This window comes from Bacillus tequilensis KCTC 13622 (genome assembly GCF_000507145.1).
GTDB lineage: Bacteria > Bacillota > Bacilli > Bacillales > Bacillaceae > Bacillus > Bacillus tequilensis.
In genome coordinates this window covers 190,786-213,920 of the sequence record NZ_AYTO01000041.1, presented here as the reverse complement: position 1 = coordinate 213,920, position 23,135 = coordinate 190,786, and the positions used below count along the sequence as shown (strand labels likewise).

The following is a 23,135-nucleotide window of genomic DNA, read 5'->3' as shown; positions in this document are numbered from 1 at the left end:
AAATATGCCTGAGGGCAAAATTATTAAGGCGCTAAGCGGCTTTTACTATGTACTGGATGAATCTGGAGATTCAGATCAAGTTATACAATGCAGAGGAAGAGGCATTTTCAGAAAGAACAAAATTACCCCTCTTGTCGGTGATTATGTTGTGTATCAGGCTGAAAATGACAAAGAAGGATATCTGTTAGAAATTAAAGCGCGAACCAATGAGCTTATCAGGCCGCCAATTTGCAACGTAGATCAAGCGGTCCTTGTTTTCTCTGCGGTTCAGCCTTCTTTCAGCACGGCATTGCTCGACCGCTTTCTCGTTCTCGTTGAGGCCAATGATATTCAGCCGATCATATGCATTACAAAAATGGATTTGATTGAAGATCAAGATACACAAGATGCCATTCAAGCCTATGCAGAAGACTATCGGAATATAGGTTATGACGTGTATCTCACTTCTTCTAAGGACCAAGACAGTTTAGCGGACATCATCCCCCATTTCCAAGACAAAACTACCGTATTTGCCGGACAATCGGGGGTTGGAAAATCCTCGCTTCTCAACGCGATCAGTCCTGAGCTCGGTTTAAGAACAAACGAAATTTCGGAGCATTTGGGCCGCGGGAAACACACAACCCGCCACGTGGAACTGATTCACACGTCCGGAGGCTTGGTTGCAGATACGCCGGGATTCAGCTCGCTAGAATTTACAGACATTGAGGAAGAAGAGCTGGGATATACCTTCCCTGATATCAGAGAAAAAAGTTCTTCGTGCAAATTTAGAGGCTGTCTGCATTTAAAAGAGCCGAAATGTGCGGTGAAACAAGCTGTTGAAGACGGGGAATTAAAGCAGTACCGCTATGACCATTATGTTGAATTTATGACGGAGATTAAAGACAGAAAGCCGAGGTATTAGCATAATGATAAAGGTTGCACCATCTATTCTTTCCGCTGATTTTGCCGCTTTAGGCAATGAGATTAAAGATGTAGAAAAGGGCGGAGCCGATTGTATTCATATTGATGTCATGGACGGCCATTTTGTCCCGAATATTACGATTGGCCCGCTGATTGTAGAGGCAGTTCGCCCGGTGACTGATCTGCCGCTTGATGTTCATTTAATGATAGAAGAGCCTGATCGTTATATCCCTGCTTTCGCGAAAGCAGGCGCGGATATCCTGTCTGTTCATGCTGAGGCATGCCCGCACCTGCACCGGACCATCCAGCTTATGAAAGAACAAGGCGTGAAGGCCGGTGTTGTTCTAAACCCGCATACGCCTGTTCAAGTCATCGAGCATGTTTTCGACGATCTTGATCTTGTTCTTTTAATGACGGTGAACCCGGGATTTGGCGGGCAGAAATTTATTCATTCAGTCCTTCCTAAAATAAAAGAGGTTAAGCGAATGGCGGATGAAAGAGGAAAAACAGATCTGTTAATTGAGGTAGACGGCGGCGTCAACAAAGAAACCGCTCCACTGGTCATTGAAGCGGGTGCAAATTTACTCGTTGCCGGTTCAGCAGTTTATGGCCAGCCAGACCGCCAAAAAGCGATCGCTGAGATCAAAGGAAGTAAATAAAATGCTAAAAAAGAGAGCTGGGCGTACAGAGCCCAAGCTCTTTTTCCTGTATGCAGAGAAAGGAATCAGAGATGAAAACAATCAATATTGTTGCAGGAGGCCCTAAAGATCTCATTCCCGATCTAACCCAATATAGGGCTGAGCACATTCTTTGGATCGGTGTTGACAAAGGCACCGTCACTCTTTTAGATGCCGGGATCATTCCTGATGAAGCCTTTGGGGATTTTGACAGCATAACAGAGCAAGAACGCCGACGAATTGAAAAAGCCGCTCCCGCACTCCATGTGTTTCAAGCAGAGAAAGACCAAACTGATTTAGATCTCGCCCTTGATTGGGCGCTGGGAAAGCAGCCGAATGTCATTCAGATCTTCGGCACTACAGGCGGCAGAGCTGATCATTTTTTAGGAAACATTCAGCTGCTGTATAGAGGCATACAAACCAATATAAAAATTAGGCTGATAGACAAACAAAATCATATTCAATTGTTCCCTCCCGGTGAATATGATATTGAGAAGGATGAAAACAAGCGATATATCTCCTTCATACCGTTTTCCGAAGACATACATGAGCTGACCCTGACCGGTTTTAAATATCCGCTAAATAAGTGTCATATTACACTCGGTTCAACACTATGTATTAGTAACGAACTCATTCATTCACGAGGTACTTTTTCGTTTGCAAAAGGCATAATAATAATGATAAGAAGCACGGATTAGCATGTGCTTTCATTCATTTGGTGAGATCAATGAACAGGCGGTTACGGGACGTTATAGGAGGGGACAAATAATGAAATTTTACACCATTAAATTGCCGAAGTTTTTAGGAGGAATCGTCCGGGCGATGCTGGGCTCATTTAGAAAAGATTAATGCCCAGGGGTTCAAAGCCCTCTTTCACCACATAAAAACGCCTGCCACATATGAGGCAGGCGTTCATTTTGTTATACACGCTCAACTTTACCGGATTTCAAAGCTCGAGCAGATACATATACTTTTTTAGGTTTTCCGTTCACAAGGATACGAACCTTTTGAAGATTCGCGCCCCAAGTGCGCTTAGAAGCGTTCATTGCGTGAGAACGGTTATTCCCAGCTGTTGTTTTTTTACCTGTGATAACGCATTTACGTGCCATTTGTTTCCCTCCTCACTTGCACAAAACATCTACTTTTTAACATTCATATGATCTTAGATGCTTTCGATATGGATACTTTAAATAATTTACCACAGCTAAAAAACGTTTGCAACTATTGTTTCATCATCTTTCAAGAAAATTCACTTGACATCTTGCAGAAACAGCGGCGCTATAGTATATGTAGAGGGACGGGTAGCAATTGCCGGGTCTTTTCTTTTCAGAATGGAAACCATATAGTAGAATAGCTGTAACTCTATGCATTCGAAGGAGGAACTAGTGTGTCCATTGAATTAAGAACGAAGTACGGACAGATTGATATATCTAATGAAGTCATTGCGATGGTTGCAGGGGGCGCGGCGATTGACTGTTATGGCATTGTCGGCATGGCCTCTAAAAACCAGATTAAAGACGGACTGACTGAAATCCTTCGGAAAGAAAATTTCAGCAGGGGTGTCCAAGTTCGCCAAGAAGGAGAACAAATACATATCGACATGTACATCATTGTCAGCTATGGCACGAAAATTTCTGAAGTGGCACATAATGTCCAAACGAAAGTAAAGTACACAGTAAATCAAACGATCGGACTGGCCGTGGACTCTGTTAATATTTATGTCCAAGGCGTACGTGTGACGAACCCGTAGTTAGGAGGAGTAGGATTGTCTATCAGAACATTAGACGGCAGAACCTTTGCCGAGATGATTCTTGCGGGAGCGCAGAATCTGTCTCAAAACGCGAGTGCGGTTGATGCGCTGAACGTGTTTCCGGTGCCGGACGGCGATACGGGAACAAATATGAACCTGTCAATGACTTCCGGAGCAAGAGAAGTGGAGCAAATGGATACGGATGATATCGGTAAGGTGGGCTCCGCGTTATCTAAAGGATTGCTCATGGGAGCACGCGGAAATTCAGGAGTGATCCTGTCCCAATTGTTCCGCGGCTTCAGTAAAAGCATTGAAACGAAAAAAGAAATTAATGCGCCGGAGTTTGCGGCAGCACTGCAAGCAGGCGTTGATATGGCGTATAAAGCTGTCATGAAACCTGTAGAGGGCACCATTTTAACAGTTGCAAAAGATGCTTCGAAAAAAGCGGTGGCCCTGGCGGAAAAAGAAACCGATATCACAGCGCTGATGGCTGCGGTGACAGAAGAAGCAGAGGCTTCTTTAAACCGGACGCCTGATTTGCTCCCTGTCCTGAAGGAAGTAGGAGTCGTCGATAGCGGCGGCAAAGGCCTGCTTTGTGTGTATGAAGGTTTTCTTGCTTCATTAAAAGGTGAAGCCGTGCCTCAGAAAGCTGTTCTTCCGTCGCTTGATGACATGGTCAGCGCAGAGCATCATAAGAGCGCTCAAAGCATGATGCATACCGAAGATATTGAATTTGGTTTTTGTACCGAAGTGATGGTGAGGCTCGATCAGACAAAACTAGAATTCGACGAAGGCACATTCAGACAAGACCTCAGCCAGTTCGGTGATTCTCTGTTAGTCATTGCGGATGAATCGCTGGCGAAGGTTCATATTCATGCGGAAGAACCGGGAAACGTCTTAAACTATGCCCAGCAGTTCGGTGAATTGATCAAAATTAAAATAGATAATATGAGGGAACAGCATACCTCCATTATCAGCCAAGAAAGCAAGCCTGCTGGCAACGAAAAAACGCCGGCAAAACAGCCGTATGGCATTGTGACTGTGGCGATGGGTGAAGGCATTTCTGACTTGTTCAAAAGCATCGGCGCTTCTGTGGTGATCGAAGGCGGGCAGACGATGAACCCGAGTACTGAGGATATCGTCGAGGCTGTGAAGTCTGTAAATGCAGAAACGGTGTTTATCTTACCGAATAATTCCAACATTATTATGGCGGCTAATCAAGCGGCCAGCGTAATCGATGAACAGGTTTTGGTCATTCCGGCCAAAACGGTTCCGCAAGGGATGTCAGCCCTGCTGGCATTTAATCCGGACCAAGAAGCTGAAGCCAACGAAGCTAATATGCAGAGCGCCATTCAGCAAGTGAAAAGCGGGCAGGTAACGTATTCAGTCAGAGATACTCATATTGACGGCAAAGATATTAAAAAAGGCGACTTTATGGGAATTTTGAACGGAACGATTATCGGCACTGCTGAAGATCAGCTGTCAGCCGCGAAAATGCTGCTGTCAGAAATGATCGGAGAAGACGACGAAATTGTCACTATCCTCTATGGAGAGGATGCGTCTCAGGAAGAAGCTGAGGAGCTTGAAGCGTTTCTCAGTGGGAAGTACGAGGAGATTGAGATTGAGATCCACAACGGCAAACAGCCGCTGTATTCGTATATCATTTCTGCAGAATAGAAGGGCAATTTGCCCTTCTATTCTTATGTCTGCTTTTAAGTGCAGCAGCGCTGTGACGTGCCCGCTTGCCATTTTATATCTGATCAATTAGTCTAGAAGCAAAGCGCTCATAAGCTCTGGTTCATAAGGAGGAATAACATGAAATACAGAAGCGTTTTTGATATTATCGGCCCGGTTATGATCGGTCCGTCCAGCTCGCATACCGCGGGAGCAGCGAGAATCGGGAGAGTGGCCAGAAGTTTATTCGGCAGAGAGCCAAAGCGCATTGTGGTCTCCTTTTACGGCTCTTTTGCGGAAACGTATAAGGGTCATGGCACAGACGTCGCGATTATCGGCGGATTGCTTGATTTTGATACATTCGACGAGCGGATTAAAACCGCTATACAAATTGCAGAAGATAAAGGAATTGCTATAGAGTTTCGAGTTGAAGACGCAGTCCCAGTCCACCCGAATACAGCCAAAATCACCATTTTTGATGAAAAGGGAGAGCTTGAGCTGACGGGTATTTCGATTGGCGGAGGAAAGATTGAAATCACAGAATTAAATGGTTTTGAACTCCGGCTGTCAGGAAATCATCCGGCCATATTAGTTGTTCATAATGACAAGTTCGGCACAATTGCCGGTGTTGCCAATGTTCTGGCGAAATTTTCAATCAACGTAGGCCATATGGAAGTAGCCCGGAAAGATATCGGCCAGCTTGCGCTAATGACAATAGAGGTCGATCAAAATATTGACGACCATGTTCTCGACGAGCTGTCGAAGCTGCCGAATATTATTCAAGTGACAAAGATTGCTGACTAGCGAAAGGTCAGGAGGAGCCAGTTATGTTTCGTAATGTAAAAGAATTAATTGAGATTACTAAAGAAAAGCAAGTATCCATCTCAGAGATCATGATCGCGCAGGAGATGGACGTAACAGATAAAACAAAAGAAGAGATTTTTCAGCAGATGGATCATAATCTGACCGTTATGGAAGCGGCGGTTCAGAAGGGACTTGATGGAGTGACGAGCCAAACGGGTTTAACAGGCGGGGATGCCGTTAAAATGCAGGCCTATATTCGATCAGGTAAAAGCCTGTCTGGCCCGCTGATTTTAGATGCGGTATCAAAAGCTGTTGCCACAAATGAAGTAAATGCAGCGATGGGAACGATCTGTGCGACACCGACTGCGGGTTCCGCCGGTGTTGTGCCTGGCACGTTATTTGCTGTAAAAGAAAAGCTGAACCCGACAAGAGAACAAATGATCCGCTTTTTGTTTACAGCCGGTGCTTTCGGATTTGTCGTGGCCAATAATGCAAGTATTTCCGGCGCCGCCGGGGGATGCCAGGCAGAGGTTGGATCAGCCTCAGGTATGGCTGCTGCGGCGATTGTTGAAATGGCGGGAGGAACACCCGAGCAAAGCGCGGAGGCCATGGCCATCACACTGAAAAATATGCTCGGCCTTGTGTGCGATCCCGTTGCTGGGCTTGTTGAAGTGCCTTGCGTGAAACGGAATGCGATGGGTGCGTCAAATGCAATGATTGCTGCTGATATGGCATTGGCGGGCATCACAAGCCGCATTCCATGTGATGAGGTTATCGATGCCATGTATAAAATTGGCCAAACGATGCCAACTGCTCTTAGAGAAACAGGCCAGGGCGGTTTAGCAGCAACACCGACTGGAAGAGAATTAGAGAAAAAAATATTCGGAGGAGCGCTAGGTTCACGTGAAACAACATCAGCAAATTAGTATAGCCAACATGAAGGGTATTGGGCCGGAAACAGAAAAAACATTGAATGAACTCGGTATTTATGACATTTCTGATCTTCTGAATTATTTCCCTTATCGCTATGATGACTATGAGCTGAGGGATTTAGAAGAAGTAGCGCATGATGAAAGGGTGACAGTCGAAGGGAAGGTTCATTCAGAGCCTTCTCTTACCTATTACGGAAAAAAACGAAACAGGCTGACATTTCGGGTTCTTGTCGGCAACTATTTAATCACAGCCGTATGTTTCAACAGGCCTTATTTGAAGAAAAAGCTTTCGCTGGGCTCTGTCGTGACGGTCTCCGGTAAATGGGACAAACATCGCCAAACCATCTCTGTTCAGGAGTTGAAAAACGGACCCCATCAAGAGGATAAAAGCATTGAACCAGTGTATTCTGTGAAAGAAAATGTTACCGTCAAAATGATGAGACGTTTTATTCAGCAGGCGCTGACTCAATATGCAGACACTCTTTCAGATCCTCTTCCGGAAAAGCTAAGAACAAGCTATAAGCTGCCGGACTATCAACAGGCGCTAACAGCCATGCACCAGCCAGAAACAAGAGAAGCGTTAAAGCTTGCCAGACGACGGTTTGTTTACGAAGAATTTCTGTTGTTTCAGTTGAAAATGCAGGCGTTCCGAAAGGCGGAAAGAGAGCAGACTCAAGGGATACGGCAGCGTTTTTCAAACGACGAACTCATGAGATTTGTCAAAAGCCTCCCGTTTCCCCTCACAAACGCCCAGACGCGTGTGCTTCGCGAAATCACAGCAGATATGTCTTCTCCATACAGAATGAACCGTCTTCTTCAAGGGGACGTCGGATCAGGAAAAACGGCAGTCGCAGCCATTGCGCTGTATGCCGCGATCCTGTCCGGATACCAGGGGGCGCTCATGGTGCCGACAGAAATTCTGGCCGAACAGCATGCAGATTCGCTTGTTTCACTATTTGAAAAGTGGGATGTCAGCGTTGCTCTTTTGACAAGCTCTGTCAAAGGGAAGCGGCGAAAAGAACTGCTGGAGTGTCTTGCTGCGGGAGAGATTGATATTCTTGTAGGAACTCACGCTTTAATCCAGGACGAGGTGGAGTTTAAGGCGCTGAGCCTTGTCATTACAGATGAGCAGCATCGATTTGGAGTTGAGCAACGCAAAAAGCTTCGGAACAAGGGACAGGACCCCGATGTTCTCTTTATGACAGCTACCCCAATCCCAAGAACGTTAGCTATTACAGTGTTCGGGGAAATGGATGTATCTGTCATTGATGAAATGCCGGCGGGACGAAAGCAAATCGAAACCTATTGGGTGAAGCATGACATGCTGGACCGTATTTTGGCATTTGTCGAAAAAGAATTAAAGCAGGGCAGACAGGCTTATATCATTTGCCCGCTGATTGAAGAATCGGACAAGCTTGATGTACAAAACGCCATTGACGTGTACAATATGCTTTCTGATATTTTCCGCGGGAAATGGAATGTCGGCCTTATGCACGGAAAGCTGCATTCCGATGAAAAAGATCAGGTCATGAGAGAATTCAGCGCAAATCACTGTCAAATCCTCGTATCAACCACTGTTGTTGAGGTCGGCGTAAACGTTCCGAATGCAACCATTATGGTGATTTATGACGCTGATCGTTTCGGTCTGTCCCAGCTTCACCAGCTGCGCGGCCGTGTCGGACGGGGCGAGCACCAATCTTTCTGCATACTGATGGCTGATCCTAAATCAGAAACAGGTAAAGAACGGATGAGAATCATGTCCGAGACCAATGACGGCTTTGAGTTGTCTGAAAAGGACTTGGAACTGAGAGGCCCGGGGGATTTCTTCGGAAAAAAACAAAGCGGAATGCCTGAATTTAAGGTGGCGGATATGGTTCATGATTACAGAGCGCTTGAAACGGCAAGACAGGATGCTGCAAATCTAGTGGCTTCTGACGCATTCTGGAAGGAGCCGGAATATAGTGCGCTGAGAGAGGAATTGCTGAAGAGCGGAATAATGGACGGGGAAAAATTAAGCTGAGCAACAGAAGTTTTTGGTGTTCAGCCAGAAACAATCGTTGCATTCCAATCTATGAAATTATATACTACTATTAGTACCTAGTCTTAATTGTCCGGACGGTGTTTAGATATGAGAAGAAATAAGCGAGAACGCCAGGAATTACTTCAGCAGACGATTCAAGCAACCCCCTTTATTACAGATGAAGAATTAGCGGGTAAATTTGGGGTGAGCATCCAGACAATACGTTTGGACCGCTTAGAGCTTTCCATACCGGAGCTGAGAGAAAGAATTAAGAATGTGGCAGAAAAAACGCTTGAAGATGAAGTGAAATCTCTGTCACTGGACGAAGTTATCGGAGAAATTATTGACCTTGAGCTGGATGATCAGGCGATATCCATTTTAGAAATAAAACAGGAGCATGTGTTCAGCCGGAATCAGATTGCACGAGGACACCATTTATTTGCGCAGGCAAATTCTTTGGCTGTTGCAGTCATTGATGACGAGCTGGCGCTGACTGCAAGTGCAGACATCCGTTTTACAAGACAGGTAAAGCAGGGTGAACGTGTCGTAGCGAAAGCGAAAGTGACGGCAGTCGAAAAAGAAAAAGGAAGAACGGTTGTCGAAGTGAACAGCTACGTTGGCGAAGAAATTGTTTTTTCTGGACATTTTGACATGTACCGTTCAAAACATTCATAAAGGTGGAGCATGCATGAGAATAGCTGTAGATGCAATGGGAGGAGACCACGCTCCCAAAGCTGTTATTGACGGAGTTATCAAGGGTATAGAGGCATTTGAGGATCTCCATATCACACTTGTCGGTGACAAAACAACGATAGAATCACATTTAACAACAACATCAGATCGCATCACGGTGTTGCACGCGGATGAAGTGATTGAGCCTACGGATGAACCAGTCCGCGCCGTGCGGAGAAAAAAGAATTCATCTATGGTCCTTATGGCGCAGGAAGTTGCAGAAAACAGAGCCGACGCCTGCATTTCAGCAGGAAATACCGGCGCGTTAATGACAGCCGGTCTGTTTATTGTCGGGAGAATTAAAGGAATTGACCGGCCGGCGCTTGCACCGACACTTCCGACCGTTTCGGGAGACGGGTTTCTTCTCCTTGATGTCGGCGCCAATGTCGATGCCAAACCGGAGCACCTTGTTCAATACGCCATTATGGGCTCTGTTTATTCTCAGCAAGTGCGCGGTGTCAATTCACCGAGAGTCGGGCTTTTAAATGTCGGAACAGAAGATAAAAAAGGAAACGAACTGACGAAACAGACGTTTCAAATGCTGAAAGAAACAGCAAACATCAACTTTATCGGTAATGTGGAAGCGCGAGACCTTTTAGATGATGTGGCGGATGTTGTCGTAACGGACGGCTTTACCGGGAATGTTACACTCAAAACGCTGGAAGGTTCTGCGTTATCTATTTTTAAAATGATGAGAGAAGTCATGACGTCTACTTTTACATCGAAGCTTGCAGCAGCTGTGCTGAAGCCAAAGTTGAAAGAAATGAAAATGAAAATGGAGTATTCGAATTATGGCGGAGCAAGTCTTTTTGGCTTAAAAGCGCCTGTGATCAAGGCGCACGGCTCTTCAGATTCTAATGCTGTGTTTCATGCGATTCGACAAGCAAGAGAGATGGTCAGCCAAAATGTGGCTGAACTCATTCAGAAAGAAGTTAAAGAAGAAAATACAGATGAGTAGTCTGGAGGTTTTTACATCATGAGTAAGATTGCGTTTTTATTCCCGGGACAGGGATCACAATTTATCGGCATGGGAAAAGAGCTTTATGAACAGGTGCCTGCTGCAAAGCGTCTGTTTGATGAGGCGGATGAAACATTGGAAACAAAACTCAGTTCTTTGATTTTTGAAGGTGATGCTGAAGAATTAACACTTACATACAATGCCCAGCCTGCTTTGCTGACGACAAGCATTGCTGTTCTAGAGAAATTTAAAGAATCAGGCATTACACCTGATTTCACAGCGGGGCACAGCCTTGGTGAATACTCTGCGCTGGTTGCGTCTGGCGCACTGTCTTTCAAAGATGCTGTTTATACCGTCAGAAAACGCGGAGAATTTATGAATGAAGCGGTACCGGCTGGTGAAGGAGCTATGGCTGCGATTCTAGGCATGGATGCTGAAGCATTAAAGCAAGTAACTGATAAAGTTACGGAAGAAGGCCATCTAGTTCAGCTTGCGAATCTCAACTGTCCCGGACAAATCGTCATTTCCGGAACAGCTAAAGGGGTGGAGCTTGCGTCTGAACAGGCGAAAGAGAACGGTGCAAAACGAGCGATTCCACTCGACGTAAGCGGTCCGTTCCATTCTGAACTGATGAAGCCTGCTGCTGAAAAGCTGAAGGAAGTACTCGATTCCTGTGACGTAAAGGATGCTGGCGTTCCGGTTATCTCAAATGTTTCTGCTGATGTTATGACTGATAAAGCAGATATCAAAGAGAAACTCATTGAGCAGCTCTACTCTCCGGTTCGTTTCGAGGAAAGCATTAACAAGCTGATTGCAGAGGGTGTGACGACTTTTATTGAAATCGGTCCCGGAAAAGTGCTTTCAGGCCTTGTGAAAAAAGTGAACAGACGATTAAAAACAATTGCTGTATCAGATCCAGAAACGATCGAGCTGGCAATTCAAACGCTCAAGGAGGAGAATGAAAATGCTTAATGACAAAACAGCTATTGTCACTGGCGCATCCCGCGGAATTGGCCGTTCAATCGCCCTTGACCTTGCAAAAAGCGGCGCAAATGTCGTCGTGAACTACTCCGGCAATGAGGCGAAAGCAAATGAAGTCGTTGATGAAATCAAATCAATGGGCAGAAAAGCAATTGCTGTCAAAGCGGATGTATCAAATGCCGAAGATGTACAAAACATGATAAAAGAAACACTGTCTGTTTTTTCTACAATTGACATTCTAGTAAATAATGCCGGAATTACAAGAGACAATCTCATCATGAGAATGAAAGAAGATGAATGGGATGATGTCATTAACATTAACCTAAAGGGTGTTTTCAACTGCACAAAAGCCGTAACAAGACAAATGATGAAACAGCGTTCAGGCCGGATTATTAACGTATCGTCTATCGTCGGCGTCAGCGGAAACCCTGGACAAGCCAACTACGTGGCTGCAAAAGCCGGCGTGATCGGTTTAACAAAATCTTCTGCTAAAGAGCTCGCAAGCCGCAATATTACGGTGAATGCGGTTGCGCCTGGATTTATCTCAACTGATATGACAGATAAGCTTGCAAAAGATGTTCAAGACGAAATGCTGAAACAAATTCCGCTCGCGCGATTTGGCGAACCAGGTGACATCAGCAGCGTTGTCACGTTCCTTGCTTCTGAGGGGGCCCGTTACATGACAGGCCAAACGCTTCATATCGACGGCGGAATGGTGATGTAAGTTTTTTCTCAAAAATTTCATCATAGTTTCTCTAGTTTTTTAAAAACGAATCCACTATAATACTTGAGGGGAGGTGAATTGCTATGGCAGATACATTAGAGCGTGTAACGAAAATCATCGTAGATCGCCTTGGCGTTGATGAAGCAGACGTCAAACTTGAAGCTTCTTTCAAGGAAGACTTAGGTGCTGATTCCCTAGATGTAGTTGAGCTTGTTATGGAACTTGAAGACGAGTTTGATATGGAGATTTCTGACGAAGATGCTGAAAAGATTGCTACAGTCGGCGACGCTGTGAACTACATACAAAACCAGCAATAAGCTGATGCTAAAAGTCCCGCCGAAACGCGGGGCTTTAGCCCTTTATTCGTGCAGTTATTACAGCATGCCGCTTTTACGCGCGCTGTATCCGGTTTAGTCAGAGAAGCGCGGTGAACCTGATGTGCCTATGGAGGTTACTATGTCAAAACACTCACATTATAATGATAAAAAAAAGTTCTATAAAAAAGTAGAACAGTTTAGAGAGTTTCAAGAACGGATTTCGGTTCACTTTCAAAATGAAAAGCTTTTGTATCAAGCATTTACACATTCATCTTATGTGAATGAGCATCGGAAAAAGCCGTATGAAGATAATGAAAGGCTTGAATTTTTAGGTGACGCTGTTTTGGAACTGACGATCTCCAGATTCTTATTTGCCAAGTACCCGGCTATGAGTGAAGGAGATTTGACGAAGCTGAGAGCCGCGATTGTATGCGAGCCATCTCTCGTTTCATTAGCTCACGAACTGTCATTCGGCGACCTTGTCCTGTTGGGTAAAGGTGAGGAAATGACAGGCGGAAGAAAGCGTCCTGCACTATTAGCGGATGTTTTTGAGGCATTTATCGGAGCTTTGTATCTTGACCAGGGATTAGAGCCGGTCGAAAGCTTCTTAAAAGTCTATGTGTTCCCTAAAATTAACGATGGTGCTTTTTCTCATGTGATGGATTTTAAAAGCCAGCTGCAGGAATACGTGCAGCGGGATGGCAAAGGCTCTTTGGAGTATAAAATCTCCAACGAAAAAGGGCCTGCGCATAACCGTGAATTTGAAGCCGTCGTATCGCTAAAAGGTGAACCACTTGGAGTAGGAAACGGCCGTTCCAAGAAAGAAGCCGAACAGCACGCTGCTCAGGAAGCTTTAGCTAAATTGCAAAAACACTATACGAGCCAACAAAATCCCCCTGAGTGATAAGGGGGATTTCAATATGTATGCCGTCTTATTTCACCCATGTTTATGATAGAATTGAAATACTTATTACATAAGGAGGATCGCTATGTTCCTCAAACGTTTAGACGTTATAGGATTTAAATCATTTGCAGAACGGATTTCCGTCGACTTCGTTAAAGGAGTGACAGCTGTTGTCGGCCCGAACGGAAGCGGAAAAAGCAACATCACTGATGCCATTCGCTGGGTTCTTGGCGAACAATCGGCCCGGTCTCTTCGCGGCGGAAAAATGGAAGACATCATTTTTGCGGGCAGTGATTCAAGAAAACGATTAAACCTAGCTGAAGTTACGCTTACGCTTGATAATGATGATCATTTCTTGCCGATTGACTTCCATGAGGTCAGTGTCACAAGGCGTGTGTACAGATCAGGCGAGAGTGAGTTTCTGATTAACAATCAGCCGTGCCGCTTAAAGGACATTATTGATTTATTTATGGACTCTGGGCTGGGGAAAGAAGCCTTTTCTATTATCAGCCAAGGGAAAGTGGAAGAGATCCTGAGCAGCAAAGCGGAGGATCGCCGCAGTATCTTTGAAGAAGCGGCTGGGGTGCTTAAATATAAAACGAGAAAGAAAAAAGCAGAAAATAAATTGTTTGAGACACAGGACAATTTAAACCGGGTAGAGGATATATTACATGAGCTTGAAGGACAGGTTGAACCGCTTAAAATTCAAGCTTCAATCGCAAAAGACTATCTGGAGAAAAAGAAAGAGCTTGAGCATGTTGAAATTGCGCTGACTGCCCATGATATCGAAGAATTGCATGGCAAATGGTCGACGCTTAAAGAGAAAGTGCAGCTCGCAAAAGAAGAAGAAGTCGCTGAATCGTCTGCGATTTCTACGAAAGAAGCGAAGATCGAGGATACACGAGACAAAATCCAAGCGCTTGATGAATCAGTAGACGAGCTCCAGCAAGTCTTATTAGTAACAAGTGAAGAGCTGGAAAAGCTTGAAGGCCGTAAAGAAGTCTTGAAAGAACGAAAGAAAAACGCTGTGCAAAACCGAGAACAGCTTGAAGAAGCCATCGTTCAGTACCAGCAAAAAGAAACGGTGCTGAAGGAAGAGCTTGCGAAGCAGGAAGCTGTTTTCGAAACGCTTCAGGCAGAGGTGAAACAGCTAAGAGCTCAAGTAAAAGAAAAACAGCAGGCTCTCAGTCTTCACAATGAAAATGTCGAAGAGAAAATCGAGCAGCTGAAAAGTGATTACTTTGAGCTGTTAAACAGCCAGGCTTCGATACGCAATGAGCTCCAGCTGCTGGATGACCAGATGTCCCAATCCGCTGTCACATTGCAGAGGCTTGCGGACAACAATGAAAAGCATCTTCAGGAGCGGCGCGATATTTCTGAACGGAAAGCCGCGTGTGAAACGGAGTTTGCCCGAATTGAGCAGGAAATTCACAGCCAAGTCGGCGCATATCGTGACATGCAGACAAAATATGAGCAGAAAAAGCGTCAATACGAAAAAAATGAATCCGCTCTGTATCAGGCATACCAATACGTTCAGCAAGCGAGATCGAAAAAGGACATGCTTGAGACAATGCAGGGCGATTTCTCCGGCTTTTATCAAGGTGTAAAAGAAGTGCTGAAAGCGAAAGAGCGGCTCGGCGGAATTCGCGGAGCGGTCCTTGAGCTGATCTCAACAGAACAGAAGTATGAAACGGCCATTGAAATAGCACTTGGCGCTTCTGCCCAGCATGTCGTGACCGACGATGAACAGTCTGCCCGCAAAGCGATTCAATATTTAAAACAGAATTCCTTCGGCCGGGCGACGTTTCTGCCTCTTTCTGTTATCAGAGACCGCCAGCTTCAAAGCCGCGATGCAGAAACAGCAGCCAAGCACTCTTCATTTCTAGGGGTTGCCAGTGAACTAGTCACATTTGATCCTGCGTATCGCCGCATCATCCAGAACCTCCTGGGAACCGTGCTGATCACAGAGGATTTAAAGGGTGCAAACGAGCTTGCGAAGCTTCTCGGGCACCGCTACCGCATCGTAACCCTTGAGGGAGATGTTGTGAATCCGGGCGGTTCAATGACGGGCGGCGCGGTTAAAAAGAAAAACAACTCGCTGCTTGGAAGAAGCAGGGAGCTTGAAGATGTGACGAAGCGGCTCACTGAAATGGAAGAGAAAACAGCACTGCTTGAACAAGAAGTTAAAACCCTTAAGCAATCCATTCAGGACATGGAGAAAAAACTGGCTGACTTAAGAGAAACCGGGGAAGGCTTAAGAGTAAAGCAGCAGGATGTAAAAGGCCAGCTGTACGAACTTCAAGTTGCCGAGAAAAATATCAACACCCATTTAGAGCTCTATGATCAAGAAAAATCCGCTCTGTCAGAAAGCGATGAAGAGAAGAAAGCGCGCAAACGCAAGCTGGAAGAAGAGCTTTCTGCCGTATCAGAAAAGATGAAACAGCTTGAAGAGGATATTGACAGACTGACCAAACAAAAACAAACACAATCCTCAACAAAAGAGTCTCTCTCCAACGAGCTGACTGAGCTGAAGATTACAGCGGCCAAAAAAGAACAGGCATGCAAGGGGGAAGAAGACAACCTTGCCCGAGTAAAGAAAGAGCTCGCAGAAACAGAGATTGCGTTACGAGAAGCGAAAGAAGATTTAAGCTTCTTAACGTCAGAGATGTCATCAAGCACAAGCGGTGAAGAAAAACTGGAAGAAGCCGCAAAGCATAAATTGAATGATAAAACGAAGACAATCGAACTGATTGCGTTAAGACGCGATCAGCGCATCAAGCTTCAGCATGGACTTGATACGTATGAGCGTGAGCTGAAAGAAATGAAACGACTGTATAAACAAAAAACAACGCTCTTAAAAGATGAAGAAGTCAAACTCGGCCGGATGGAAGTTGAGCTTGATAATTTACTTCAGTACTTGCGGGAGGAATACAGTCTGTCCTTTGAGGGCGCAAAAGAGAAATATCAGCTTCAAACTGATCCAGAGGAAGCCAGAAAGCGCGTGAAGCTGATTAAACTCGCAATTGAAGAGCTGGGCACCGTAAACATCGGAAGCATAGATGAGTTTGAGCGGGTCAACGAGCGGTATAAGTTTCTGTCAGAACAGAAAGAAGATTTGACTGAAGCGAAAAATACTTTGTTCCAAGTGATTGAAGAAATGGATGAAGAAATGACGAAACGCTTTAACGACACTTTTGTCCAAATCCGCTCACACTTTGATCAAGTATTCCGTTCGTTATTCGGAGGAGGACGAGCTGAATTGAGGCTCACCGACCCTAATGATCTGCTTCATTCGGGAGTCGAAATTATCGCGCAGCCGCCGGGGAAAAAACTGCAAAACTTAACCCTTCTGTCAGGCGGAGAGCGTGCGCTTACAGCTATAGCGCTCTTATTCTCAATCTTAAAGGTTCGGCCAGTGCCGTTTTGCGTCCTTGACGAAGTAGAGGCTGCCCTTGACGAAGCGAATGTGTTCCGATTTGCACAGTATTTAAAAAAATACAGCAGCGATACCCAGTTTATTGTGATTACTCACAGAAAAGGCACGATGGAAGAAGCGGATGTGCTGTACGGTGTAACAATGCAGGAATCCGGAGTTTCCAAGGTAATCTCAGTTAAGCTGGAAGAAACAAAAGAATTCGTTCAGTAACGAGGAAAGAGGTTAAAAGATGAGCTTTTTTAAAAAATTAAAAGAGAAAATCACAAAACAGACAGATTCCGTATCTGAAAAGTTTAAGGATGGCCTTGAAAAAACAAGAAACTCCTTTCAAAACAAAGTGAATGATCTTGTATCCCGTTACCGTAAAGTGGATGAGGATTTCTTCGAGGAGCTTGAAGAAGTTCTCATCAGCGCGGATGTCGGTTTTACAACCGTTATGGAATTAATAGACGAGCTGAAAAAAGAAGTCAAACGCAGAAATATTCAAGATCCGCAGGAAGTCCAGTCTGTTATTTCTGAGAAGCTGGTCGAGATCTATAACAGCGGTGATGAACAAATTTCCGGGTTGAACATTCAGGATGGGCGTTTAAACGTGCTCCTCCTGGTGGGTGTAAACGGAGTCGGCAAAACGACAACAATCGGAAAGCTTGCCTATAAATTGAAGCAAGAAGGGAAATCTGTCGTGCTTGCTGCAGGCGACACTTTTAGAGCGGGGGCCATTGAACAGCTGGAAGTATGGGGAGAGCGTACGGGAGTGCCTGTCATTAAGCAGACGGCCGGAAGCGATCCTGCGGCTGTCATCTACGATGCTGTACATGCTGCGAAAGCTCGAAACGCCGATGTGTTAATCTGCGATACGGCAGGACGTCTCCAAAACAAAGTAAACCTGATGAAAGAGCTGGAAAAAGTCAAGCGCGTCATCGAAAGAGAAGTGCCTGAAGCGCCGCATGAGGTGCTGCTTGCCCTTGATGCCACAACCGGCCAAAATGCAATGGCACAGGCGAAAGAGTTCTCTAAAGCAACAAACGTTACCGGTATCGCTTTAACAAAGCTTGATGGTACGGCAAAAGGCGGTATCGTCCTCGCGATCCGCAACGAGCTTCACATTCCGGTGAAACTAGTCGGGTTAGGCGAAAAAGTTGACGATCTCCAAGAATTTAACGCTGAATCGTATGTATACGGCCTCTTTTCAGATTTAGTGGAAAAAGCCGAGGATTAATGAATAAAAACGAGTATAAAATGAACAGTTTTATACTCGTTTTTTTATACGCATTAATAGATCGGAATGGAGGGTGCAGATTGTTGGACAAATGGCTGAAAGCTGAATTGGAAAGGAAGATCGGCGCAATAAAACACATGTCGCTGTTGGATGAACAGGGAGGCACTTCAATCGTTCGTAAACTAGTGACAAGCCAAGGCGCATTTCTGTTGAAAAGTTCTTCTCAACAGAGATATCGGGAGTGGTTAAGGAGAGAAGCCCTTGTTTTACAAAAGCTTACCGAAACGCATCGTCTGCCTGTCCCTGTTTATTATGGGTTTATCCAAGAACAGCATTCCAGCCATATTGTAATGTCGTTTGAAGATGGCATTACACTGACTTCTGCTTTAAGAAAAGCAAAAGGAGATACTGAAAAGAAAAAGCTGATCAAAAGCTTCGGCCAGTTTCTGCAGCGTCTGCATGAAACCGAACTTGTCCCTGGTTTACAGCCGGAAATAGATTGGCTCGATCTGCAAATGAAACGAGCCGGTGAATATGTCGAAAAAGGACAAGCTGAAGGCAGCGCAGAACTTTTGAAGGAATTAGACCAGCACAGGCCTGTTCCTGTTCAGCAGACAATGATTCACGGTGACTGCACAACTGATAATGTGCTGGTGAGAGACGGAGAGGTCTATCTGTTTATTGATGCTGTGGGAATATCGGCGGGAGATCCACGATATGATGAATCATTAGCGATCAGAAACTTTGTCACAAATGAAGCATTTCTCAATGCTTTTTACGAAGGCTATTGCCGCTATCGCGTATCTAAACAAGAATTCGAGTATTTTAACGGCGGTCTATATGAATTTTTCTGAAAAAACCCAATGAATGTATTATGCAAAAAGAGCAGGATGCTTTGACAAGATAAAAACTTGACAGTCTCAATAAAACCGTGTAAACTAAGTTATCGTAAAGGGATTTGACTTAACAAAGGGGAGAGCTCAAATGTCACTCGAAAAGACAACGAGAATGAATTATCTGTTTGATTTTTATCAGTCGTTGTTGACGTCAAAACAGAAGAGCTATATGTCGCTTTATTATTTGGACGATTTCTCCCTAGGCGAAATAGCCGAAGAATATGAGGTTTCAAGACAAGCTGTTTATGATAACATTAAACGAACAGAAGCAATGCTTGAACAATATGAAGAAAAGCTGCTCCTTTTGAAAAAGTTTCAGGAGCGTAAAGAGATGTTTATTAAGCTGAAGGAGCTTGCTTCCGGTTCAAAAGAAGAGGAAGAAATTACAGCTCTGATTGAAGCGCTTGAGAAATTAGATTAGGAGGCGGCAAACTATGGCATTTGAAGGATTAGCCGACCGACTGCAGCAGACGATTTCTAAAATCCGCGGAAAAGGGAAAGTCAGCGAACAAGATGTAAAAGAGATGATGCGTGAGGTCCGTCTTGCGCTGCTTGAGGCTGACGTTAACTTTAAAGTAGTCAAGGATTTTGTCAAAAAAGTAAGTGAACGCGCTGTAGGCCAAGACGTCATGAAAAGTCTGACGCCCGGCCAGCAGGTCATTAAAGTTGTTCAAGAGGAACTGACTGAGCTGATGGGCGGCGAAGAGAGCAAAATCGCCGTTGCCAAAAGACCGCCGACTGTTATTATGATGGTCGGTCTCCAAGGTGCCGGTAAAACGACGACAAGCGGTAAGCTCGCGAATCTGCTGCGCAAGAAGCATAATCGCAAGCCGATGCTGGTTGCTGCCGATATTTACCGGCCAGCCGCAATTAAGCAGCTGGAAACGCTTGGCAAACAGCTCGACATGCCTGTTTTTTCTCTTGGTGATCAGGTCAGCCCTGTGGAAATAGCTAAACAGGCTATTGAAAAAGCCAAGGAAGAACATTATGACTATGTCATTTTGGATACGGCAGGCCGCCTGCATATTGACCATGAACTGATGGACGAACTGACCAACGTAAAAGAAATTGCGAATCCGGAAGAAATCTTCCTGGTTGTCGATTCAATGACCGGTCAGGACGCTGTGAATGTTGCCCAAAGCTTTAATGAACAGCTCGGTTTAACCGGTGTTGTGTTAACTAAGCTGGATGGAGACACACGCGGCGGTGCTGCGCTTTCTATTCGCGCGGTCACAAACACGCCAATTAAGTTCGCTGGTTTAGGCGAAAAGCTTGACGCGTTAGAACCGTTCCATCCTGAACGCATGGCATCAAGGATTCTCGGCATGGGCGACGTGCTGACATTGATTGAAAAAGCACAGGCCAGCGTCGATGAAGACAAAGCCAAAGAGCTGGAACAAAAAATGAGAACGATGAGCTTCACATTGGACGATTTTCTGGAGCAGCTCGGTCAGGTCAGAAACATGGGACCGCTTGATGAGCTTCTGCAAATGATGCCGGGTGCAGGCAAAATGAAAGGCCTGAAAAACATCCAAGTGGATGAAAAGCAGCTGAATCACGTGGAAGCGATTATCAAATCAATGACTGTTCTTGAAAAAGAACAGCCGGATATCATCAATGCCAGCCGGCGGAAGCGGATTGCGAAAGGGAGCGGGACATCCGTGCAGGAAGTCAACCGTCTGCTTAAGCAGTTTGATGAAATGAAAAAAATGATGAAGCAGATGACAAACATGTCAAAAGGTAAGAAAAAAGGGTTTAAGCTCCCTTTTATGTAATCGGTTATACATGATAAAACCATTGTTAAGAAAAAACACTTTACAAACACTTTTATCATTGTTAATATACTATCTTGTTGAAATATTTTCGGAGGTGCTAGTAAAATGGCAGTAAAAATTCGTTTAAAACGTATGGGAGCAAAAAAATCTCCTTTCTATCGTATTGTTGTAGCAGATTCTCGTTCACCACGTGACGGCCGTTTCATCGAAACAGTCGGAACTTACAACCCGGTTGTAAAACCAGCGGAAGTAAAAATCGACGAAGAGCTTGCTCTTAAATGGCTTCAAACTGGAGCGAAACCATCTGATACAGTTCGCAACTTGTTCTCTAGCCAAGGAATTATGGAAAAATTCCACAACGCTAAACAAGGCAAGTAATGACTGATCAACACTTGGAAGATTTGATTGTCCAAATTGTGACGCCGCTTGTTGATCATCCAGATGACATTCGCGTCATAAGAGAAGAAACCGATCAAAAGATTGCGCTGCGCTTATCTGTCAATAAGTCAGATACCGGTAAAGTTATCGGAAAGCAGGGCCGGACTGCAAAAGCGATTCGAACAGCTGTATTTGCAGCTGGCGCACAGTCTTCTAAGAAAGTTCAATTTGAGATATTTGACTAAAAGGGAGAGGGCCGGCACCTCCCCTTTTTTTACACGCAAAAAAAGGGTAAACTGATAGAAGCTTAGGCAAAATAGAAAAGCCTGAGCCAAAAAGTTTTAAAAGCGGGGAGCTTGGTGCGATGCAAATTATTCACCGTGTAGCCGTGATGCAAGTCTTAACTGAGCACAGCAAAGAAAAGCTTTTAGCTTCTTTTACCGAAAAGAAACAAATGCTTGAACGAGAATGCAGCCAGCTCTATTTTCAGCTTAGAAAACATGAAAAAGAACAGCAAAACCCAGACATGATTGAACAATTCAAAAAGGCAATAGAAAAGCGAAAAGATAACATAAAAATAATCGATTTTCAAATTGCTCAAGTACATACATTGCCGCTCGGCAGTGAGATGAAAGAAAAGGAAGTCGATGCGCTGCTGACGATTGAAGCCGGGGATGACTGGCATGAGAAGACAGCAGCAAACACCATCGTCATAAAAGACGGGAAAGTAATTGAAATTCGCCAGAGGTGATCATATGACAAAGCGATGGTTTAATGTAGGCAAAATCGTAAATACGCACGGAATTAAAGGTGAAGTGCGGGTGGTTTCGAAAACTGATTTTGCCGAAGAACGGTACAAGCCGGGCAACACGCTGTATTTGTTTATGGACGGCCGTAACGAACCTGTGGAGGTAACGGTAAACACGCACAGACTGCATAAGCAGTTTCATCTGCTGCAGTTTAAAGAAAGACAAAGCCTGAATGAAGCAGAAGAACTGAAAAACGCAATCATTAAAGTTCCTGAAGAAGATTTAGGAGACCTGAATGAGGGAGAATTTTATTTCCACGAAATCATTGGGTGTGAAGTATTTACCGAAGACGGCGAACTGATTGGAAAAATCAAAGAAATTTTGACGCCGGGAGCAAATGACGTATGGGTTATCGGCCGAAAGGGAAAAAAAGACGCGTTAATTCCTTACATTGAATCAGTAGTCAAACATATCGATGTCAGCGAAAAGAAAATTGAGATTGAACTCATGGAAGGATTAATAGACGAATGAAAATCGACTTTTTGACGCTGTTTCCCGAAATGTTTGAAGGCGTGCTCAATTCATCGATTCTTCAAAAAGCCCAGGACAAAGATGCGGTGCAATTCCAGGTCGTGAATTTTCGGGAGTATTCTGATAACAAGCATAATACGGTTGATGATTATCCTTATGGAGGCGGCGCGGGCATGGTTCTCAAGCCTCAGCCTGTTTTTGACGCGGTCGAGGACCTGACTGCAAAGGCAGCCGCGGCTCCGCGTATTATCCTCGTTTGTCCGCAAGGTGAGCGTTTTACCCAAAAAAAAGCAGAGCAATTAGCGAAGGAAGAGCATTTGCTGTTTATTTGCGGCCATTATGAAGGCTATGATGAACGTATTCGCGAGCATTTGGTGACGGATGAAATATCTATTGGCGATTTTGTGCTTACGGGCGGTGAGCTTCCTGCAATGATGATTGCAGACAGCGTGGTCAGACTGCTTCCGGGTGTGCTTGGCAAAGAGGCTTCCCATATTGAGGATTCATTCAGCACCGGTCTTTTAGAACACCCGCATTATACAAGACCGGCAGATTACAAAGGTTTAAAAGTGCCTGAAACACTTCTGTCAGGAAACCATGCGAAAATTAAAGAATGGCGGAATAAAGAGTCGATCAGAAGGACCTATGTCAGGCGCCCGGATCTTTTGAAAGATTATCCGCTTACAGAACAGCAAAGAAAATGGATTTCCGAATGGGAAAAAGACTAGATTTTATTGCATAGGCTATGAAATTGTGATAAGATACTACTTGTGGCTTG

At 44.8% G+C, this 23,135-nt stretch carries 26 protein-coding genes; 25 read left to right on the top strand and 1 reads right to left on the bottom strand.

Annotation, left to right across the window (positions count from 1 at the left end):
• The first annotated feature begins 4 nt into the window (after nt 1–4).
• The 4 genes from rsgA (at nt 5) to spoVM (ending at nt 2,426) form a co-directional block, all read left to right on the top strand.
• The gene (rsgA, locus tag V756_RS0119210; protein ID WP_024716093.1) at nt 5–901 is read left to right on the top strand and encodes a ribosome small subunit-dependent GTPase A; all 897 of its coding nucleotides are present in this window, start codon (nt 5–7) and stop codon (nt 899–901) included.
• A gap of 4 nt (nt 902–905) precedes the next feature.
• Entirely contained in the window at nt 906–1,559 is a 654-nt protein-coding gene (gene rpe, locus V756_RS0119205; protein WP_024716092.1) for a ribulose-phosphate 3-epimerase, read from the top strand.
• 71 nt (nt 1,560–1,630) lie between these two features.
• Nucleotides 1,631–2,275, top strand: a complete 645-nt coding sequence (locus tag V756_RS0119200) for a thiamine diphosphokinase (RefSeq protein WP_024716091.1) — start codon at nt 1,631–1,633, stop codon at nt 2,273–2,275.
• A gap of 70 nt (nt 2,276–2,345) precedes the next feature.
• Nucleotides 2,346–2,426 carry a stage V sporulation protein SpoVM gene (gene spoVM / locus V756_RS01000000122795; protein ID WP_003221545.1) on the top strand — a complete coding sequence of 27 codons (81 nt, stop codon included), beginning with the start codon at nt 2,346–2,348 and terminating at the stop codon, nt 2,424–2,426.
• A gap of 71 nt (nt 2,427–2,497) precedes the next feature.
• Here spoVM and rpmB read toward each other — a convergent pair whose 3' ends face one another.
• On the bottom strand, nt 2,498–2,686 hold the full coding sequence (gene rpmB, locus V756_RS0119190) for a 50S ribosomal protein L28 (RefSeq protein ID WP_003221548.1): 189 nt from the start codon (nt 2,684–2,686) through the stop codon (nt 2,498–2,500).
• Nucleotides 2,687–2,964: 278 nt separating this feature from the next.
• Between rpmB and V756_RS0119185 the strand changes: the two genes are divergently transcribed.
• The 21 genes from V756_RS0119185 to trmD all read left to right on the top strand — a co-directional run bounded on the left by V756_RS0119185 (nt 2,965) and on the right by trmD (nt 23,085).
• Nucleotides 2,965–3,327: an Asp23/Gls24 family envelope stress response protein gene (locus tag V756_RS0119185; RefSeq protein ID WP_003238605.1), complete on the top strand. Its 363-nt coding sequence runs from the start codon at nt 2,965–2,967 to the stop codon at nt 3,325–3,327.
• Between the two features lie 15 nt (nt 3,328–3,342).
• A complete protein-coding gene (locus tag V756_RS0119180; RefSeq protein ID WP_024716090.1) occupies nt 3,343–5,004 on the top strand; it encodes a DAK2 domain-containing protein in 1,662 nt (553 codons plus the stop codon).
• A gap of 138 nt (nt 5,005–5,142) precedes the next feature.
• Nucleotides 5,143–5,805, top strand: coding sequence for an L-serine ammonia-lyase, iron-sulfur-dependent subunit beta (sdaAB, locus tag V756_RS0119175; protein WP_024716089.1), 663 nt, complete (start codon nt 5,143–5,145; stop codon nt 5,803–5,805).
• A gap of 23 nt (nt 5,806–5,828) precedes the next feature.
• Nucleotides 5,829–6,731 carry an L-serine ammonia-lyase, iron-sulfur-dependent, subunit alpha gene (sdaAA, locus tag V756_RS0119170; protein WP_024716088.1) on the top strand — a complete coding sequence of 301 codons (903 nt, stop codon included), beginning with the start codon at nt 5,829–5,831 and terminating at the stop codon, nt 6,729–6,731.
• Nucleotides 6,709–8,757, top strand: coding sequence for an ATP-dependent DNA helicase RecG (gene recG / locus V756_RS0119165; RefSeq protein ID WP_024716087.1), 2,049 nt, complete (start codon nt 6,709–6,711; stop codon nt 8,755–8,757). Before sdaAA ends, recG begins: the two co-directional genes overlap by 23 nt.
• A 108-nt stretch (nt 8,758–8,865) precedes the next feature.
• Nucleotides 8,866–9,432, top strand: a complete 567-nt coding sequence (fapR, locus tag V756_RS0119160; protein WP_003221561.1) for a transcription factor FapR — start codon at nt 8,866–8,868, stop codon at nt 9,430–9,432.
• A 13-nt stretch (nt 9,433–9,445) separates the two neighbouring features.
• The gene (gene plsX, locus V756_RS0119155; RefSeq protein WP_024716086.1) at nt 9,446–10,447 is read left to right on the top strand and encodes a phosphate acyltransferase PlsX; all 1,002 of its coding nucleotides are present in this window, start codon (nt 9,446–9,448) and stop codon (nt 10,445–10,447) included.
• A gap of 18 nt (nt 10,448–10,465) precedes the next feature.
• Nucleotides 10,466–11,419 (top strand): ACP S-malonyltransferase, encoded by a 954-nt coding sequence (gene fabD / locus V756_RS0119150; protein ID WP_024716085.1) that lies wholly within the window; start codon nt 10,466–10,468, stop codon nt 11,417–11,419.
• Nucleotides 11,412–12,152 carry a 3-oxoacyl-[acyl-carrier-protein] reductase gene (fabG, locus tag V756_RS0119145; protein ID WP_024716084.1) on the top strand — a complete coding sequence of 247 codons (741 nt, stop codon included), beginning with the start codon at nt 11,412–11,414 and terminating at the stop codon, nt 12,150–12,152. Before fabD ends, fabG begins: the two co-directional genes overlap by 8 nt.
• Nucleotides 12,153–12,235: 83 nt before the next feature.
• Complete coding sequence (gene acpP / locus V756_RS0119140) at nt 12,236–12,469, top strand: acyl carrier protein (RefSeq protein WP_003154310.1); 234 nt, start codon at nt 12,236–12,238, stop codon at nt 12,467–12,469.
• A 139-nt stretch (nt 12,470–12,608) separates the two neighbouring features.
• On the top strand, nt 12,609–13,373 hold the full coding sequence (gene rncS, locus V756_RS0119135) for a ribonuclease III (protein WP_024716083.1): 765 nt from the start codon (nt 12,609–12,611) through the stop codon (nt 13,371–13,373).
• A gap of 85 nt (nt 13,374–13,458) precedes the next feature.
• Nucleotides 13,459–17,019 carry a chromosome segregation protein SMC gene (gene smc, locus V756_RS0119130; RefSeq protein ID WP_024716082.1) on the top strand — a complete coding sequence of 1,187 codons (3,561 nt, stop codon included), beginning with the start codon at nt 13,459–13,461 and terminating at the stop codon, nt 17,017–17,019.
• A gap of 19 nt (nt 17,020–17,038) precedes the next feature.
• On the top strand, nt 17,039–18,028 hold the full coding sequence (gene ftsY / locus V756_RS0119125) for a signal recognition particle-docking protein FtsY (RefSeq protein WP_024716081.1): 990 nt from the start codon (nt 17,039–17,041) through the stop codon (nt 18,026–18,028).
• An 83-nt stretch (nt 18,029–18,111) separates the two neighbouring features.
• A complete protein-coding gene (locus V756_RS0119120; protein WP_024716080.1) occupies nt 18,112–18,882 on the top strand; it encodes an aminoglycoside phosphotransferase APH(3') in 771 nt (256 codons plus the stop codon).
• A gap of 130 nt (nt 18,883–19,012) precedes the next feature.
• Nucleotides 19,013–19,345: a putative DNA-binding protein gene (locus V756_RS0119115; protein ID WP_024716079.1), complete on the top strand. Its 333-nt coding sequence runs from the start codon at nt 19,013–19,015 to the stop codon at nt 19,343–19,345.
• A 13-nt stretch (nt 19,346–19,358) separates the two neighbouring features.
• The gene (gene ffh / locus V756_RS0119110; protein WP_024716078.1) at nt 19,359–20,699 is read left to right on the top strand and encodes a signal recognition particle protein; all 1,341 of its coding nucleotides are present in this window, start codon (nt 19,359–19,361) and stop codon (nt 20,697–20,699) included.
• 105 nt (nt 20,700–20,804) lie between these two features.
• On the top strand, nt 20,805–21,077 hold the full coding sequence (rpsP, locus tag V756_RS0119105; protein ID WP_024716077.1) for a 30S ribosomal protein S16: 273 nt from the start codon (nt 20,805–20,807) through the stop codon (nt 21,075–21,077).
• The gene (locus V756_RS0119100; protein WP_032682161.1) at nt 21,077–21,322 is read left to right on the top strand and encodes a KH domain-containing protein; all 246 of its coding nucleotides are present in this window, start codon (nt 21,077–21,079) and stop codon (nt 21,320–21,322) included. Before rpsP ends, V756_RS0119100 begins: the two co-directional genes overlap by 1 nt.
• A gap of 119 nt (nt 21,323–21,441) precedes the next feature.
• Nucleotides 21,442–21,828 (top strand): YlqD family protein, encoded by a 387-nt coding sequence (locus tag V756_RS0119095; protein WP_024716075.1) that lies wholly within the window; start codon nt 21,442–21,444, stop codon nt 21,826–21,828.
• 4 nt (nt 21,829–21,832) lie between these two features.
• Nucleotides 21,833–22,357, top strand: coding sequence for a ribosome maturation factor RimM (rimM, locus tag V756_RS0119090; RefSeq protein ID WP_024716074.1), 525 nt, complete (start codon nt 21,833–21,835; stop codon nt 22,355–22,357).
• The gene (gene trmD, locus V756_RS0119085; RefSeq protein WP_024716073.1) at nt 22,354–23,085 is read left to right on the top strand and encodes a tRNA (guanosine(37)-N1)-methyltransferase TrmD; all 732 of its coding nucleotides are present in this window, start codon (nt 22,354–22,356) and stop codon (nt 23,083–23,085) included. Before rimM ends, trmD begins: the two co-directional genes overlap by 4 nt.
• The last annotated feature ends 50 nt before the right edge of the window (nt 23,086–23,135 follow it).